This is a genomic window from Mariniflexile gromovii, assembly GCF_017814435.1.
Taxonomy (GTDB): Bacteria; Bacteroidota; Bacteroidia; order Flavobacteriales; family Flavobacteriaceae; genus Mariniflexile; species Mariniflexile gromovii.
Genome location: NZ_JAGJCB010000011.1, coordinates 23,941 through 40,206, shown reverse-complemented (window position 1 = coordinate 40,206; position 16,266 = coordinate 23,941). Strand labels below are relative to the sequence as shown.

At 28.7% G+C, this 16,266-nt stretch carries 17 protein-coding genes; all 17 read right to left on the bottom strand.

Annotated features, from left to right (window positions below; all coding sequences use genetic code 11):
- Position 1: 1 nt before the first annotated feature.
- The 17 genes from J8H85_RS11875 to J8H85_RS11795 all read right to left on the bottom strand — a co-directional run bounded on the left by J8H85_RS11875 (position 2) and on the right by J8H85_RS11795 (position 16,207).
- Positions 2–880: a glycosyltransferase family 2 protein gene (locus J8H85_RS11875; protein WP_209655421.1), complete on the bottom strand. Its 879-nt coding sequence runs from the start codon at positions 878–880 to the stop codon at positions 2–4.
- Positions 877–2,031 (bottom strand): glycosyltransferase, encoded by a 1,155-nt coding sequence (locus J8H85_RS11870; protein WP_209655420.1) that lies wholly within the window; start codon positions 2,029–2,031, stop codon positions 877–879. The genes J8H85_RS11875 and J8H85_RS11870 overlap by 4 nt, the downstream gene beginning before the upstream one ends.
- Positions 2,031–2,975 (bottom strand): glycosyltransferase family 2 protein, encoded by a 945-nt coding sequence (locus tag J8H85_RS11865; RefSeq protein WP_209655419.1) that lies wholly within the window; start codon positions 2,973–2,975, stop codon positions 2,031–2,033. The genes J8H85_RS11870 and J8H85_RS11865 overlap by 1 nt, the downstream gene beginning before the upstream one ends.
- Positions 2,976–2,997: 22 nt before the next feature.
- Positions 2,998–4,158, bottom strand: coding sequence for a glycosyltransferase family 4 protein (locus tag J8H85_RS11860; protein WP_209655418.1), 1,161 nt, complete (start codon positions 4,156–4,158; stop codon positions 2,998–3,000).
- 74 nt (positions 4,159–4,232) lie between these two features.
- Positions 4,233–4,979 carry a polysaccharide pyruvyl transferase family protein gene (locus tag J8H85_RS11855; RefSeq protein ID WP_245243800.1) on the bottom strand — a complete coding sequence of 249 codons (747 nt, stop codon included), beginning with the start codon at positions 4,977–4,979 and terminating at the stop codon, positions 4,233–4,235.
- A gap of 246 nt (positions 4,980–5,225) precedes the next feature.
- Entirely contained in the window at positions 5,226–6,008 is a 783-nt protein-coding gene (locus J8H85_RS11850; RefSeq protein ID WP_245243799.1) for a glycosyltransferase, read from the bottom strand.
- A gap of 10 nt (positions 6,009–6,018) precedes the next feature.
- Positions 6,019–6,864, bottom strand: coding sequence for a glycosyltransferase family 2 protein (locus tag J8H85_RS11845; RefSeq protein ID WP_209655416.1), 846 nt, complete (start codon positions 6,862–6,864; stop codon positions 6,019–6,021).
- A complete protein-coding gene (locus J8H85_RS11840) occupies positions 6,865–7,647 on the bottom strand; it encodes a glycosyltransferase family 2 protein (RefSeq protein WP_209655415.1) in 783 nt (260 codons plus the stop codon).
- 15 nt (positions 7,648–7,662) lie between these two features.
- A complete protein-coding gene (locus tag J8H85_RS11835) occupies positions 7,663–9,204 on the bottom strand; it encodes a DapH/DapD/GlmU-related protein (RefSeq protein WP_209655414.1) in 1,542 nt (513 codons plus the stop codon).
- A 9-nt stretch (positions 9,205–9,213) separates the two neighbouring features.
- Positions 9,214–10,161: a glycosyltransferase family 2 protein gene (locus J8H85_RS11830; RefSeq protein ID WP_209655413.1), complete on the bottom strand. Its 948-nt coding sequence runs from the start codon at positions 10,159–10,161 to the stop codon at positions 9,214–9,216.
- Between the two features lie 2 nt (positions 10,162–10,163).
- The gene (locus J8H85_RS11825; protein WP_209655412.1) at positions 10,164–10,943 is read right to left on the bottom strand and encodes a glycosyltransferase family 2 protein; all 780 of its coding nucleotides are present in this window, start codon (positions 10,941–10,943) and stop codon (positions 10,164–10,166) included.
- Between the two features lie 28 nt (positions 10,944–10,971).
- Entirely contained in the window at positions 10,972–11,805 is an 834-nt protein-coding gene (locus tag J8H85_RS11820; RefSeq protein WP_209655411.1) for a DUF5672 family protein, read from the bottom strand.
- Complete coding sequence (locus J8H85_RS11815; protein WP_209655410.1) at positions 11,798–12,793, bottom strand: glycosyltransferase family protein; 996 nt, start codon at positions 12,791–12,793, stop codon at positions 11,798–11,800. Before J8H85_RS11815 ends, J8H85_RS11820 begins: the two co-directional genes overlap by 8 nt.
- Positions 12,794–12,867: 74 nt before the next feature.
- The gene (locus J8H85_RS11810; RefSeq protein ID WP_209655409.1) at positions 12,868–13,860 is read right to left on the bottom strand and encodes a glycosyltransferase; all 993 of its coding nucleotides are present in this window, start codon (positions 13,858–13,860) and stop codon (positions 12,868–12,870) included.
- Between the two features lie 15 nt (positions 13,861–13,875).
- Positions 13,876–14,601 (bottom strand): sulfotransferase, encoded by a 726-nt coding sequence (locus J8H85_RS11805; protein WP_209655408.1) that lies wholly within the window; start codon positions 14,599–14,601, stop codon positions 13,876–13,878.
- A gap of 8 nt (positions 14,602–14,609) precedes the next feature.
- Complete coding sequence (locus tag J8H85_RS11800) at positions 14,610–15,839, bottom strand: ABC transporter ATP-binding protein (RefSeq protein ID WP_209655407.1); 1,230 nt, start codon at positions 15,837–15,839, stop codon at positions 14,610–14,612.
- 194 nt (positions 15,840–16,033) lie between these two features.
- A complete protein-coding gene (locus J8H85_RS11795; protein WP_209655406.1) occupies positions 16,034–16,207 on the bottom strand; it encodes a four helix bundle protein in 174 nt (57 codons plus the stop codon).
- Positions 16,208–16,266 lie beyond the last annotated feature (59 nt).

The following is a 16,266-nucleotide window of genomic DNA, read 5'->3' as shown; positions in this document are numbered from 1 at the left end:
CTTAATATGGTAATAATTGAAAACTTACTTTTTTATTGAGGGTGCTTTTTTTAACGGGTTTTCTATATTTTAAAACAGTAAACAAATTAAAAAACACCGTAAAAATCGCTTTAAAGAACAGTCTAAAATATGAAATATCTGAAAGTGCATATTTTTTAAAATTATGAGACAAAAGTTTTAAAATTTTAATCATTGGGTATTTATGATAGATTAAATAATACTTTATGGAATTTACCAACTGCTTTTCAAACCGAAAGTAGTTTCTCCCTTGAAGTTTTCGTTTTTCAACATCAACCCGATGGTTTACTATGATGTTGTTGTTATACTTAATATCAAATCCTAAATCTAAAACCTCGATTGCTAAGGCCGATTCTTCTCCATAAATATCCATCCAAATAGGAAAACCATTTGTGGCATTATACACCTCATTTTTAATTGCGAAACCACAACCCACAAAATCATTTGTAAAAAAAGATGGAGAGGGTTTGGCTAGTTTTAACGCTTCAATATCCGATTTAAACAAGCCGCGAATTTCTTGAAAAGCAATGATACCTAAATTTTGATTTTCATCAAATTCGGAAACTACATTGGTAATAAAATCATTGCTTATGGGGTGCGCATCATCATCAAGACCAATAAAAATAGTTCCTTTTGCCTTTTTATATAAAATGTTTCTTGCAGGTGAAGCACTAATGCTCTCTTTAGAAACTGTCCAATTTACCCAATTAAATCCATCAATTACAGCTTCGGTTTTTGCACACCCATCAATAAATACCAAAACTTCATGAATAGAACTATCTATCAAATTTTTTAATTTATTCAAGGTAAAAACCAAATCGTCTGGCCTATTTTTTGTAACGATAAGAAACGACAGTTTCATTTATTAGATTCGATTAAAACAGATTCGTAAAGGGTGATTATTTTAGGTTGCAAGATAGTACGATTATAATGTTGATCAATAAAATTTACATTATAATTCTGAGCATATTTTCGAAGTGTTTCATTTGCCAGTGCCTCTTTTATTAAGTTTGATATTTCAATCTCATCTAAAGCGTTATGAATTAAATAACCGTTTTTTCCGTGTGTAATAACTTCTTCAGTAACATTTCCTGGATTGGATTGTATGGGGAACGCTCCCATACCCATAGCTTCTAATAAAACATTGGGCATACCATCCGAAATACTATTAGCTATATGAATACAACTTTCACCCATCATTTTCAATAGACTTTCATTTTGCAAAAAAGCATATCTGTAATAAATTTCTATATCTAAATCTGAAAAAAAACTAGAGTTATTGATATGTCTTTCAACCGAATTATCTGCACTATAAACAATCAATTTATAAGCTTCCAAAAAGCTTTTTGGCAGCAATTCAAAAGCTTTTAATACTACAGAAGCTTTACCCACACCATCATCATATCCTTTTATTAAAATAATGTTTCTTTTCGAGATAAGTTGAATATTATTTTGGTTGATAGTTAACCCACCATTTCCGGGAAAAACGCCTAAAAATTTCGAATTAAAGCTGTTTTCAACCATCAAATTGTAATCGCGTTTACAGTCGGTTATTGCATAATTAACGCGATTATAAAAACGTTGTAATTGTTGTTTTGAAACTCCAAGTTTATCATAATAAAACACGTCGCTCCCCCATGATGAATATATAAAAGGTAACATATTAATTTCCATGATGGATAAAATGGGCAACCCCGATAATTGCATTTCAAAGCAATGCACTATATCTGGTTTAATATCAATTAAAATCTTATTAAAAACTGAAGTAACAGATCGTTCATTTAACTTTTGAATCAATGCATATAGTTTCGGGAAGATTTTTTTTATGGTAGTTCTAAATGGAAAATCCCAGCGTAACTTCCACCCTTTTATTTGCGTTACCCATGCTATTTTATCGGACTTTGGACCACCATCAGTTACATCAAACCAAAAAACTTCATAACCTGAATCTTTCAATTGGTTTACCCATTGAAAAAAGTGGTGATTTGGTATGGCAACCATGAGGATTTTCATTAAATCTTAAATAATGGTTTAAATTTGGTATCTCCCTTTTTTACTATTTTAAAAATGAAATAAAAAAACCTAATACGCATAAATTTAAATTTTAAACTCAAATTAAAACAAAGACTTTCAAACTTAATAAAATCTAAACATTTTTTTGCAGCCTTAAAATTTCTTTCTGCTAATGCCTGCCTAAAAAAACCCAATGTCATTTTTAAGATAGCCAGTTTTATTTTTTTACTTTTTGAAAGTTTTAAAACAGTACGTTTAGCTTCAAAATAAGAGCTTAAACCAAAATCAACCTGTTTATAAAAATTGTTTGTTGAAGAAGTTTCTCCTACTCTATAATAAATTAAGTCTTGGTTAATAATAGCTATCTCTTTCTTTTCAAAAAGTGCTCTTGCATATAACTCATGATCTTCAAGAATGTGCAAATCTTCGCGCATAGGCATATACTTTTGTAAAACACATTTTTTCCATAATGGTGCAACCATCATCATTGGAAATTCACCTATTACAAAGTCTTCAAAACTATTTTTTGGTTTATAAATATCGTTAGTAGGTTGATATAAATCATAACTTTTAAATGGCCCTGAAAACTCTTTGAGTTTACAGATTACCAAATCGTTATCCTTTATGTTTTCTATTTTAAGTTTTAAATGTTCTGGATGCATAATATCATCACTATCAAAAAACTGAATATATCCTCCTCTTACTTTTTCAAATGCATAATTTCGACACGCACTCGGTCCTTTATTAATTATTTTTGGCCGTTCAAAAAACCTGAAACGGGAATCGTTTTTTATTAAATTTTTTGTAACTTCTGCCGTATTATCATGACTTCCATCATCAACAATAATACATTCCCAATTTTGGTATGTTTGTGTTTTAATAGATTGAAGCGTTTCTTCTATTAAATACTCGCGGTTGTATATTGGGATAATTATTGAAATCAAAAAATAGAATTATTTAAAAAAATTAATATAATAGTTTATCAAAAACTTCTAAATAGCTTTTAGATATTTTTTGTACAGAATAGTTACCAATGTAATGTTGTCTTGTGGTTTCTCTAATTCTTACTAATTCATTTTGATCTATGTTTGAAAGGAAATAAATTTGATTTATTAGAGTTTCTTTCTTATTTATATCAAACCAAAAATTGTTGTTCGATTTTGATAATCTATCCATCATAGCTCCTACTTTGGTTGAAAGAATTACTTTCCCTGCAGCCATAGCTTCAATTCCAACTAAAGGTCCTGCTTCTTCAAATGAAGGTATAATCAAAACATCTATTTGTTTAAAATAATCGGTTAATTTTTCTGGACTTATTGTTCCTAAAAAAGTAATATTAGGAGTTATTAATTTTTCAACATCTTTTAATAAAGGACCTGAACCTGATAATATTAGTTTTTTATCTAAATTATTAAACACTTTTAACAAATCGATTACACCCTTTTCTTCTGAAAAACGACCTAAAAATCCAAAAATCAATTCTTTTTTCATCTGTATAGGCAACCCTAACAAGTTTTTTTCTTGCAATGTTGTTTGATCTATAACTTGTATATTTTTAGAATTATATTTCTTTAACAAAGAAGCATTATTAATAGAATGAACTAATATTGTATTAACTAATGGAACTAGTTTTTTCAAACTATCGGGGATACTTTTAATCTTACCGGTTGTTCTTAAAACAATTGGCTTTTTAACTGTATCACAATACTTTACCATTTCATTTAAAATATTTAAATGGAGTGTTCCACAATATAAAACGGCATCGGCTTTATCTATTTCTTTTTTTAATATGTTATTTTTCAAAGTATTAAGATTAAATAACTTTCTATTTATCCTATTATCAACCATAAAATAGGACGGTGTTTTTTTCTTATGGTATACTTTAACCAAAAAACTAATTAACTGCAAAAAAATATTAGATTTATTAAGCTGATAATAAATATTGGTCCAATTACAATTTAGACCCTTTACAGCTTCTGAATCTCCCGTCATAAAGAAAAGGGAAATCACCCTTACATTATATTTTTTTGATAATGCTTCTATAATATTTCTAGCTTCTATTTCTCTACCACCAATATTATCTATCAATCCAATTATAACAATAGACTTTTTATTTTTTATGGCCATTACTAAAAACCTGTTTTTTTATTTAACCCTACTATCACACTCACTTTAAACACCTTACACAAACACACATTACTTTAATTAAATGGACAAGCTTTTAATAATTTAGATTGCATATTCTGGATATGTGCTTTTTGTGGTAATAAGACATCTCTATTTTTATCCAAAATTGAGAATAATAAATCAAAAGACAAATCCATTGGACTGATTTCTATCTCTTCCAAAAAATTAATGCTTACAGATTTGTAATAATCGTAAAATTTAATATTATCGCCAGATAGTTTGTTTGAAAATTTAACCCAAAGTGCAGGTATGTTATATGCTTGGCCAACTATAACACCATGCAGTGAAGAAGATATAACTTGTTTACATTCTAATATTTCTTTAGTTGTGCGCTCTATATCATTCGTCAATAAATTGATAACTTTTATTCTATTATCTTCTTTTAAAATTTTGTTAACAATATCGTAGTCTACAAAATGTGGTATTACTGCTAACTCATATTTTTTATCCACAGTATTTTTTAGATAAAGTGGTAAAAGCAAAGCTGGATCCCCATAAATTTCCGGTACACTGCACCCTAATTCTAAAAGACGTTTTCTTGTTTCAGGACCTCTTACTGCACAAAATTTTGCTCTTTTCACATTTTCATTTTTGTTTAAAATACCACTTCCCCAAACTATAGAATTTTCTGAAGCTGCCGAAAGAATACTTCCAATGCACAGATAATATTTTTTTATAAACTTAGTTATGATTCGGTTATATTTATGGTTAGATGATATAACTTTTTTAGTTGAAATTTTTTCAACTAAGTATTTAGACATTAAATCGCCATAATTATACAATCCATTATAGTTTTCTGAATCGTTCCACCAAAAAAGCCTTATTATCATACTAACTTAATTTTTACAAACTTTAATAATAAATTATCATATTGCCTTTAGAATTTTAAGTGTATAAATACAAATTTGATATGAATAAAAAGTAATTAAAATTAATATTGAATCGTAAATAAACCATATCGGATTGCTCCTAGAGTTATTGCTTTTATGCATTATTTATGTTTGTTACTAGAATTTATTGGGTTTGTTGCAAATGAATTTTATTAAAAAGATAAATCTCAACAATGCATACCATAGCTCTATTAAAAACGATTTTAATATTTTAAATACCGAACCAATTAATCCTTTTAAAGCATTCCAAAAACTAATATCTTGATGCCATAATTGATAATTACCTGCCACATCGTTTTTAAATCTAAAAAACAATTGTTTATAGCTGCGCTTAATATCGTAAGCAAAAATAGATGGCACAAAATCGATATCGTACCCCGCTTTTAAAACCCTTACTGTCCATTCCTTATCCTCAAAAGTTGGTACATCTTCCCTAAAAGGATGTTGTTCCCACACAGTTCTACTAAAGGCAGCACCCGAAAATATCAATCCTGATTTATTGGGATCTTGCCTTGCTGGAATGTTATTGATATAATTTTTATAATCGTTAGGTTGATGCAGGCATCGTAACCCAGCCAAATTAGAGTTTTCTTGAAATTTAGTTTTTATCAACTTAAAAAAATCATGACTTACTGGATAAGAATGTGCACTAAAAATTACTATGATAGGGTTTTTAGCTTCTTTGGCACATACGTTTGCACTACCCCCAAAGCTAAAATTTTTAATGGTTACAAACCTTGCTCCAAATTTTTCTGTTACTTTTTTACTACTGTCCGTTGATAAGTTATCTATTACAATAATTTCATCAATATCATCGGAATAACGTCCTGTTAAATTCTTCAACAAAAACGATAAAACGTCTGCTTGATTTTTATTTCTAATTACAACTGAAACCATCATATTAGTTTGTCTATTTTCCTTTTATTTTAAACATTCTAAAAGGCTTACATAGTATTTTACCTATTTTATATTCTAAGGAGTTTTTTAATTTTATCTCACTATCCCTATGGGTTTTGATGTGATAAAAAAGAACTGTCATACAGTTTTCAAAATCCTTAATATAAATATCGCTATGCTTTTTAAAAATATACTCTTTATTATTTTCAGCATAATTTGAAATAGTATCAACTAACATTGATTTTTTAGCTCTTCTGTAATAAAACAAAAACTCTTCAATTATTTTATACTTCCGTCCAGTTTTAGTTATAGCTAGCCAAAACTCCCAATCTTCAAAACCTGCTTTCATACTTTCATCATAACCTCCAACTGCTTCCCAACATTCTTTTCTATATAAAGAAGTTGCTATTAGTTGATTTACATAAAGTAGAAAACGATAATCATTTCCTTTTGGTTTTAATTCCTTAACAATATTATTTATATTTTTTTCAAAAAATTTACTATAACAAGATACTATTGCCAATGCTTTATCATTATTTAGAACAGGCACTAACTTTTCTAAAAATGTTTCATGAATCAAATCATCGGCATCTAATGGTAAAATAAATTCACCTGTACCTACAGTAATTCCTGCATTTCTAGCACTACTTAAACCACCATTTTCTTTGTATAAATACTTAAATCTTTTGTCTTTAGTACACCATTGTTTTGCAACGATTTCCGTATTATCTGGACTTCCATCGTTCACAATAATGCATTCCCAATTAGGATATGTTTGATTTAAAACAGATTGTAACGATTCATTTAAAAAATGAGCCTGTTTGAAGCATGGAACTATAATGGAAACCAGTGTATTCATTTAAAATTTATTCAAAAAGCCAAATTTTACCAATATTTTTATAATTCTAGATTTTCTAAAATTTTCTATAATATGCTTATACAATAAAGTATCACTCATATCTTTCATAAATGCAGCATATTCTTGTTCTAACACCTGACTTCGTTCAGAATGCTTAAGAGCTCTATTGGCTGGGTTCGAACTCATGCCTCCAATATAAAACGTAGATAATGGTTTATCAATTTTTTTATATGTTAAATTATATTTACAAATAGCATCGATAAAAAATTTCCAATCAGACAGAATTTTAAAATCTTCTTTGTAAATATTGGTTTTTAAAAATGCTACTCGTTTTATAAAGGTTGCAGGATGCGGTAAAGTATCTTCAACGAAATACGAAAAGGACAGTATTTTTGGATATGATTTTATAAATGACTTATCTTCCTCAGTTACTTGAAGATTAAAATAAATAATATCCTCTTCAGTTAAATGATCAAGGCTTTCTTGCAATGCAACATTACTATAAAAATGGTCTCCACTATTTAAAAACAAAAGATATTCTCCAGTGGCTTTTAAAATGCCTTTATTCATGGCATGGTAAACACCTTTATCTGGTTCGCTTACCCAATAATCAATATAATTAGTATGCTCTTTTAGTAATTTTAAACTTCCATCACTTGAACCGCCATCAATAACAATATACTCAAAATCCTGGAAGGTTTGATTTTTAACACTTTCAAAAGTTGTTTTAAGGCCTTGGAAGTTATTAAAATTGATTGTTATAATGGTGATTTTAGGTGTCAAATTTTAGCTCGTTCTTTATTGTTCTTCAATTTTTTCTTCAAAAATTTTAATGAATTCTTCAATGTTAAAAAAATATTTCTCTACCAAAGTTAAGTCTTCATGTTTTAAATTCCACCATTGAGTTTTTAGTAGTTTACTTATAATTTCATCTTCAAACCTGTAATTTATAACTTTGATAGGATTGCCCACCGCAATTGCATAAGCAGGAATGTTTTTGGAAACAACAGCTCCTGCACCAATAATCGCACCATCACCAATTGTAATACCATCTAGTACTGTAACATTCATTCCTATGAAAACATCACTACCTATAGTAATAGGCATAAATTCATTTGTCTTATTTTTTAATGTTAATGTTATACCGTTTTGCTTATTCTTCGAATAAAACATAGGATGCGTTGATATACCGTTTGTTGGATGAATTCCTCTACCTGCCATAAAATTAGCCCCAATAGAACAAAACTTACCTATAATAGTATTATTAATTACCGAGTTTTCTGAAATATATGTGTAATTTCCAATGATGGTATTAGAAATTCTTGAAGCTGGATAAATCTTAATATTATTACCAAAATAACTCTCTACATGGTTATTTTTTTGATTGTATTTTAAAACCCGTTTTAAATCAGGAAACATAAGAAAAACCAAATTTCTAATCTTATCTTTAATGTTCTTTTTTAAAGTCTTCTTTTCATATCTATGATTCAATACTTTATAAAAATCTTTTATTACGGTCTCAACCTTCATATCTTCAAAAAAAGCTATACTGTTTACAGCTATTTTTTCAGCTAAAACACTATTATGAAACTCTGTGTGTACGCCATTATGAACTCCTGTATTATCAAAACCAAAATTTTGTACCAAAGACGTTTTAGGAAACAGTGTAAAACCATTTTGCAATAAAACCGATGCATGCCATTTAATAAACCAGGTGTCTAATTTTCCTGTAATATTATAAGCTAACTGACTACTTAAATAGTTGCCGCCAAACTTATCCAAATCACTTAGCAAATTTTTTTGTTTTAATTCATTCCAAAGTTGAATAGGGTTATTATTAAAATATTTCCATGATTTTTTCCATGTAGCCCACCCCCAGCATAGAGGGACATTAAAAAAAAATGTCTCCTGCAACACTTCTTTATGGGGATACATATATCCAGAAATGTGCATTACCTCGTCATTATTTTCGTATAAACTTAAAGCATCATTCATATACTTTAAAAACCCTTTTGATGTTTCTATATCATCTTCAAGTACAATTACACGTCCATATTTCTCTACAATCGTTGTAACCCCATAGATTATAGATTCTGCTAAACCTTTGTTTTTTTTACTTATTTGCACATATACTTTCTTGAACCTATTTTCCTTTTTGGCTAAACCAACAACTTCACTAATTTTTTTTAGGTTTTCTATATTATCGTTTGGTTTAGGTCCATCGCAAAAAATATATAACTCACTTTCAGGCGCTTCAAGATTTAAAGCTAATGCATCCAACGTTCTTTTAGTATGTGTTGGTCTGTTGTAAACAAAAAGTGTTATGGGAGCAAAACTCATTTAAAAGTATTATTTATACAAAAATGGGAAAAGTTTCTGTCTAAGCCTAACCAAGGGAAAGTATTTTATACTGAGTTTAGAAAACAGCAGTTGAGGGCTTTTAAAAAATATAAAAAACCAATATGCTATATTATTAAGTAAACTATTAGTTTGCCTGTATTTAAATATCCATAATACATTCAATAAATGATCTATTTGGGTTGTATCAATTTTGTTTTTGTTTGTCCAAAATAGAAGCGATTCGTAAACTTTAGGTCTATACTTTTTATAGATATGTTCTTTGTTGAAGACGTTATAATCATGTACACCTCTTATTGCTACAGGCAAATTAATAATTCCAGCTTCTAAATGACATTTCAAAGCCATTTTAAGTATTAAATTTGTGTCTTCTGAAACCAATAATGACTCATCAAAATAACCAACATCATTAAAAATTGTTTTTTTTAAGGTTAAGCCATCAATTGAAAAATGTCCTTTCCTGTAGTATAATAATTCTTCAAAAAGATTTTTTGGATTTATTTTTTCAGTAACCGTGGTTAGTTTTAATTTTTCTATTTCAACCGAGTTGGTTTCTCTATAAAAGCGAGCTCCAATAGCGTTATAAACACCATCTACCTCTTGGCTCTTCTCAAAAATTAATTGGTCATTCTTAAATCGGTGTTCTAAATAAAAATCATCAGCGTCTAAAAATGCGATATAGGCTCCTGTAGCTTTTTGTATACCTAAATTTCTGGTGGCTGAACGCCCTTTATTAAGGTTATTTTTATGATTGTATAATTTTATTTTGGGGTATTGTGCTTGCAGTTGTTTTATAATGGTTTCGCTAGCATCGGTGCTGCCATCGTTTACTACAACGACTTCACAAACCTCTGGTTGCATTAATGCTGACCTGACAGCCTTTTCTATAAATAGTTCACAGTTATAAACTGGAATGATTACCGATACCTTAAAATCCATATTTAAAATTTGTCTAATAACCCCAGTTTAATTAATAAGTTAATTTTTTTAGATTTTCTTAAATTTCTTAAAACTCTTTTTAACGTATATATCGTTTTTAAATCGTTCATTAAAATCGGAAACTCGGTATTTAACACTTGTTGCCGTTCTTCTTGAATTAATTGCTGATTTTCTTCTAAAGAGCTTACACCATCATTATAAAAAGTTGAAAAAACATCATTAACGTATTGATAGGATACGTTGTGCTTAAGCAACGCAATAATTAACCACTTCCAATCGGCAACAATTTTCAAATTTTCATCATAACAGCCTATTTTATCGAACACAGTTTTACGTATAAAAGTACATTGATGGCATGGTAAATTATTATGGATATATTCAAAAGATATTTCTTTGGGGTTTTCCAAAATATTAGAAACACCGTTTTTAACAACATTAACGTTAAAATAAACAACATCTATTTGATTTAAATGGAATTGAACTTTTTCCAATGAATTTTCATCAATAAAATGGTCGCCACTATTTAGGAAAAACAAATATTCACCAGATGCTTTTGCAATGCCTTTGTTCATGGCGTTATAAATACCATTATCTGGTTCGCTTACCCAATAATTTATTTTTTCTTTACTACTTTCTAAATATTCTTTACTACCATCTGTAGATCCTCCATCTATAACAATAAACTCAAACGCTTTTCTTGATTGATTTAAAACACTAGCAACTGTTTTGGTTAAACCAGAAAGATTATTGTAATTAATTGTTATGATGGATAATTTAAGCATTATGTAAGTGTTTCACAAATTGGCACTTTTAATTTACATTAGGTAAATCTATTTTAAAACCAAAATTTTCAATAAATGGTTGCCAAAATTTAAAATCATACTTCCACCACCCATGACATCCCATTGGCAAATTCTTTTGATTTAATTGATAAAGATCTTTTGGTTTAACCTCAAATGCAAATGAGATTGCTTCATCAATAGGAGCTAATTTAAATTTTTTAATTTTTATGGCAATTACTTCTGATATGAATACATCTTCATTAATATGATCTGCATATTGAATAGTATAATTTTCTCCAAAATAGATCCGTATATAGTTAAGCCATACAGACAATTTAAGTGCTATTATAGTTTTCTTTCCAAAAGTATGATAGGCAGCATCTTTAAGATATACTTTTTTTATAGCATTTTGCATAGCTTTTATTTTTCTTAAAGAAAATCCGGAATTTCCAACCCCTAAAAACTTATTTTCAGCAGTTTCATATCCTACAAACCATGGTGCACCAATATAATCATAGCCTCTATTGCACCAGTGTATAAGTTCATCTTTAAATACAAATGCATCCAATTCATATGTAAGTAAGTATTGATAATTATCAAATAATTTATAGAAAAATTTACTTAGCTTAAGTTTATTATATTTTTCAATAGATGATTGCCAAATTTTATCAATAAAAACAACATCTAAATTTGGTACTATCTCTTGATACTTATCTAAACTTAATCCATATGGTGCTATTATTTTAATGGGATGTTTTCCCAGCACATTAAAGCACTGTTGAAATGAGACCAACTCAAAAGTTGATGGAGAATCATTGTGTATAGGAATAACTACAACAACTTTTTTATAATATTTAACCATAAGCTAATACTTTAATTGCCTTTTTTATTCTATGTCCAACTTTAAACAAAATCGATTTATTTTTTTTCCTTTTTACCGTTTCAACAGTTGATTTTTTAGGGTAATAAAAAATATTTAAGTTAGATATTGTTAATACATTATTATCTAGAAGTTTTTTATTATAGTCTTTAAATAAAGATATTAAATCTGGTCTACTATTAAAATCAAACCGTGTTAAATAAGAGCAAATTTCGTTTGGTTTATCGAATTTGTAACTACTGAAATGGAAAAAACGAAGTGGATAAGCTTTATTTACAACATAAGTTTTATTGCTAATAGAAAGGGTTCTTTCATGAAGGTTCCAATTTGCTGCATTGTACCCTGGATGTTTTAATATAAAGTAATTATCATATAAAGCAGGTACATAATTAATCCACAATTGGTCATAAAACATGCTTTTAGAAAAATCAGCAAAACCATATTTTACCACTCTAGCCTCCCACCAATCTAAAAAGTCTTTGACTTTTTCATATTGACTTAAAGCAATAAAACCTAAATTAAATATGCCGCCTCTTAAAGTATGATAGTCTGTGGGTGCATAATCGTCATCTATTGGTGTACATATATGTGGTGTTAATAGGATGTTTTTTTTGTCTAAAACATTTAACACCTCTTCAAAATTACTTGTAACTAAAACATCTGGGTCTATATACAGTAATTTACTTGGCTTAAAAACAGAAAATATATGATGAAAATAGAAAGGTTTAACCGCTGTATTTAATTCTACAAGATTATACTTAGTGTTTAATTCCTTAAAGCATTTAATTTGTATTTCCTCTACAGGTATTATTGTAAATGATGAAAAAACGCCATAATCAAAAGACGCATCAAACTTATCTACTAAACCAATAATAAACTTAGAATCTGGATGATGTGCTAAATAAGAATCCCCCAACGTTTTTGCATGAGCCAAATAATTATTGGAACAAATCGTGAATGCTATGCTCATTTTAATACAATTTAAAAATTGACTATACTACTTTAAGTTATCTCCCAAAACATATTCAAGAATAAATCCATAAATCAATTTACATTTTTTTTTATTTGACGATATATTTTAATCAATACAGTTAACACTTTTTTTCCAACAATACGTTCCATTTTACTCAATTTACGCTTTTTATCTATTTTTTTTATGGTGGCCCAGTATTGTAAATATTTATTTGTGTTTTTTTCAATGTCAAGTTCTTTCTCTGCAAAACTTCTGAAAAACAAACCATCTTTCTTTTGGTATTTACCTAATTCTTCAATAAATTGAGCTAATGAAAAATTCTTTTTAAAATACCTTCCAGAGCAATTGTTTTGCAAACTTAATCCTAAAATATTTTTCACATATCCATCTCCAAAATCATCCAAATAATCTCTATTATCATAGATGATAACTGGTCTTCCACAAGCCATCCCCTCATAAGCACTTCTTCCTAAACCAATAACTAAATCCGACTTATTTATCAATTTACTGATATTCCAAGTTGGATTATTATTCTTATCTGCGATGATAAATTCAATTATCATTTCATCACAAGCTTTCTTAATAAACTCATTTGCTTTAGCAGATTGGCATAAACTTAAAACAGTAGTTAATTTCTCATTTAATTCATTGTGACAATTAAATTTTTTTAAATTGATTCCATTATAAATCACAACACTATTATAACCTTTTAAAGCAAGATGATTTTGAACTTCAAGGGAAATGGCTACATAAGCGTTTGCTTTATCGGATGGTTGTTCTAATTTTGGGTATACTCCATGACAGGTTTGTATAATAAACCCATTTTTATAAAGATGGTCAACACAAGTATTGTGATTGGCCAAAATTAAATCATATCTTTTCTTAGACATGAATTTTACATCTAGTTCTGATTCTATTTTTTCTGAAGTAAGTCCTTTATAAAACGTGAAATATTCTACATTAAAATTTGGTCTGTTTTTAAGTTCATCAATTAGAGAATATGTAAATGTTTCAGACCCACCTAAATCTTTTAAATGATTTGTTGCTACTAAAATATTTGTCATGCTAAAATCTAATTTTTAGATTGTTAGAGATTTATAAAAACAAATTTCTGCTGACAAGAATTCGTTAAGTTTTTCTTTAAGACACTCATCTAGCTCGTACTGAAAGGAAAAAGCCTCTCCTTTTCTAAAAACACCTTTTACATCTATTTTAGATTGTCCTTTATTTGATTCTACAATAGTAGTTAAATCAGAACTGTCCAATTCTAATTTCTTAAAAACATCATTTAAAACCGATTGTGTATTTGATAGCAAATTTTCATAAGTTATAACAATGCTATTATTTAACCTGCTTAACTCTATTAAATTAAAATAATAATCTTTAATCAACTGAACAGCGGAATCTATTGTATGTCCTCTAAACACATCCATTTCGGAATTAATTATTGAATTAGCAATTGCTAAAGGATGTCTAAAAATCACTAAGTTTTTACTTTTTGGAAAATCTTTAATAATTTTTTTATAAATTAATGTATGTGAAGGAGTTTTTTCAATAATTCTGTAGTTAGAATACATTTTACAAAAAGCAATTATTTTGTTACTTGCCTCCTTTTCATCATTAATGTAAATACCTGATTCACTTGTCTTATATTTCCCTTCAGTATTTTTGGATAAGTCCTTAATAAATGGAACAACTCCTTTTGAAGATTCCAAAAGAGACCACAAAAAAGTAGTTCCTCCTCTGGGCGATCCAAAAATAAAAGTTACTTTGGGCACTTTTTTTTTAGACAATAATCTCATCATATAATTTCCTAAATTTGTTTAACAATCAATTCGCAATCTAATAAAAATGGAGGCCAAGTTTCAATTTCATATAATACTTGAAAAGAAATTATATTATTCATTCTTAGTATGGGGTTTTGTAATTTTTGTTTTTCGTAAATAATTAAATTTAAAGAATAAGTCCCTTTTGACAATTGTAAATTTGAGTGTTTTAAATTTAATTTAATGTTACCTTTTGTGATATTAACCTTAATAAATTCATAATTAAAAATGGCAACCCCTCGCTGTTCTTTGTCAAAAATACTCAGAGTAATATAAGGAATTGTTGTTAATAATTTATTGTACAAAACTAATTCTAATTCAATATTGTCTTTCCATTTAAATTGAGGAACATTATTAACAACATTTGAAATATTCAAAAATTTCACACTCTCTAAAATTATACTTCCATCGTCAAATACCACATTACTTTCGTTTTGAGCAAAACGCATATAATATAAATCTATAGCCTTTCCTATATCATAACCTTGAAACTGTGCTTTTCCATGTTCCAACAAGATAATCTGGCTACAAATACGAGATACCATGGGCATACTATGGGAAACAAATATAATTGCCGTATTTGGCAAAATAGTATCAATAGTTTTAAAACATTTTAAAACAAATCCCATATCTCCCACCGCTAAAACCTCATCAATAATCAATACATCGGGTTCCATTTGTGCTGCCACGGCAAAGCCCAAACGTACTTTCATACCGGAGCTGTAATTTTGCACAGGCATATCGATAAACTCACGTATTTCAGAAAAATCTATAATGTCTTCAATTTTAGCTTCAATCTCTTTTTTTGTAAATCCTAAAACAGCTCCGTTATTATAAATATTTTCGCGGCCACTTAAAATAGGGTTAAACCCTGCTCCTAATTCTATAAGGGCACCAACACGTCCTTTTATGGTTACTTTTCCAGCATCAGGGTTAATCAAACCATTTAAGATTTTTAGTAAGGTAGATTTTCCGGCTCCGTTATGCCCTATCAAACCTAAACATTCACCACGGCGCAATTCAAAATTAATATCTTTTACGGCCCAAAATTCTTTATCTCGAAGTAAGCGTTCATTTTTGTTGCCACTAATATTATAAGCTAGATCTTTAACGCCATACCACAGACTTGTTTTTAAATCTTTACAGAATTTTTTTGAAAGCCCTTCTACTTTCACTAAGACTTCGGCATCGGTTTGTATGTTTTGTTTTTCTATCATATATTTTGTTCGTGAAACGGAAAACGGGAGACGGGAGACGGGAAACGAAATAAATTTCACGCTTCACCTTTCACATATCACCTTTCACGATCGACGCTTCACGTTTCACGCATTTTTCCGTTCCAAATAATTCCTAAATCCCAATAACAATTGTTTTACTTTTAATATTAACGTCATTAATTCATCATTCTTATCTACATATTTCTACCTGAGCCCTCTGCTATGTTCGAAGGTATCGATATGGCTGCTCTCCTAATTTGGCTTTTTAATCCATAACGTTCCTCTTCTGGAAATTTAGATGACATAATATAGATTTTTTCAACCAAATCCATACTATACTTCCAAGCATCTAAATCTTTATGTTCCATAATTTCTTTTTTTTTTTACGGGAAGCGTGATTCGGGAGACGTGAAACGACATCCACCTT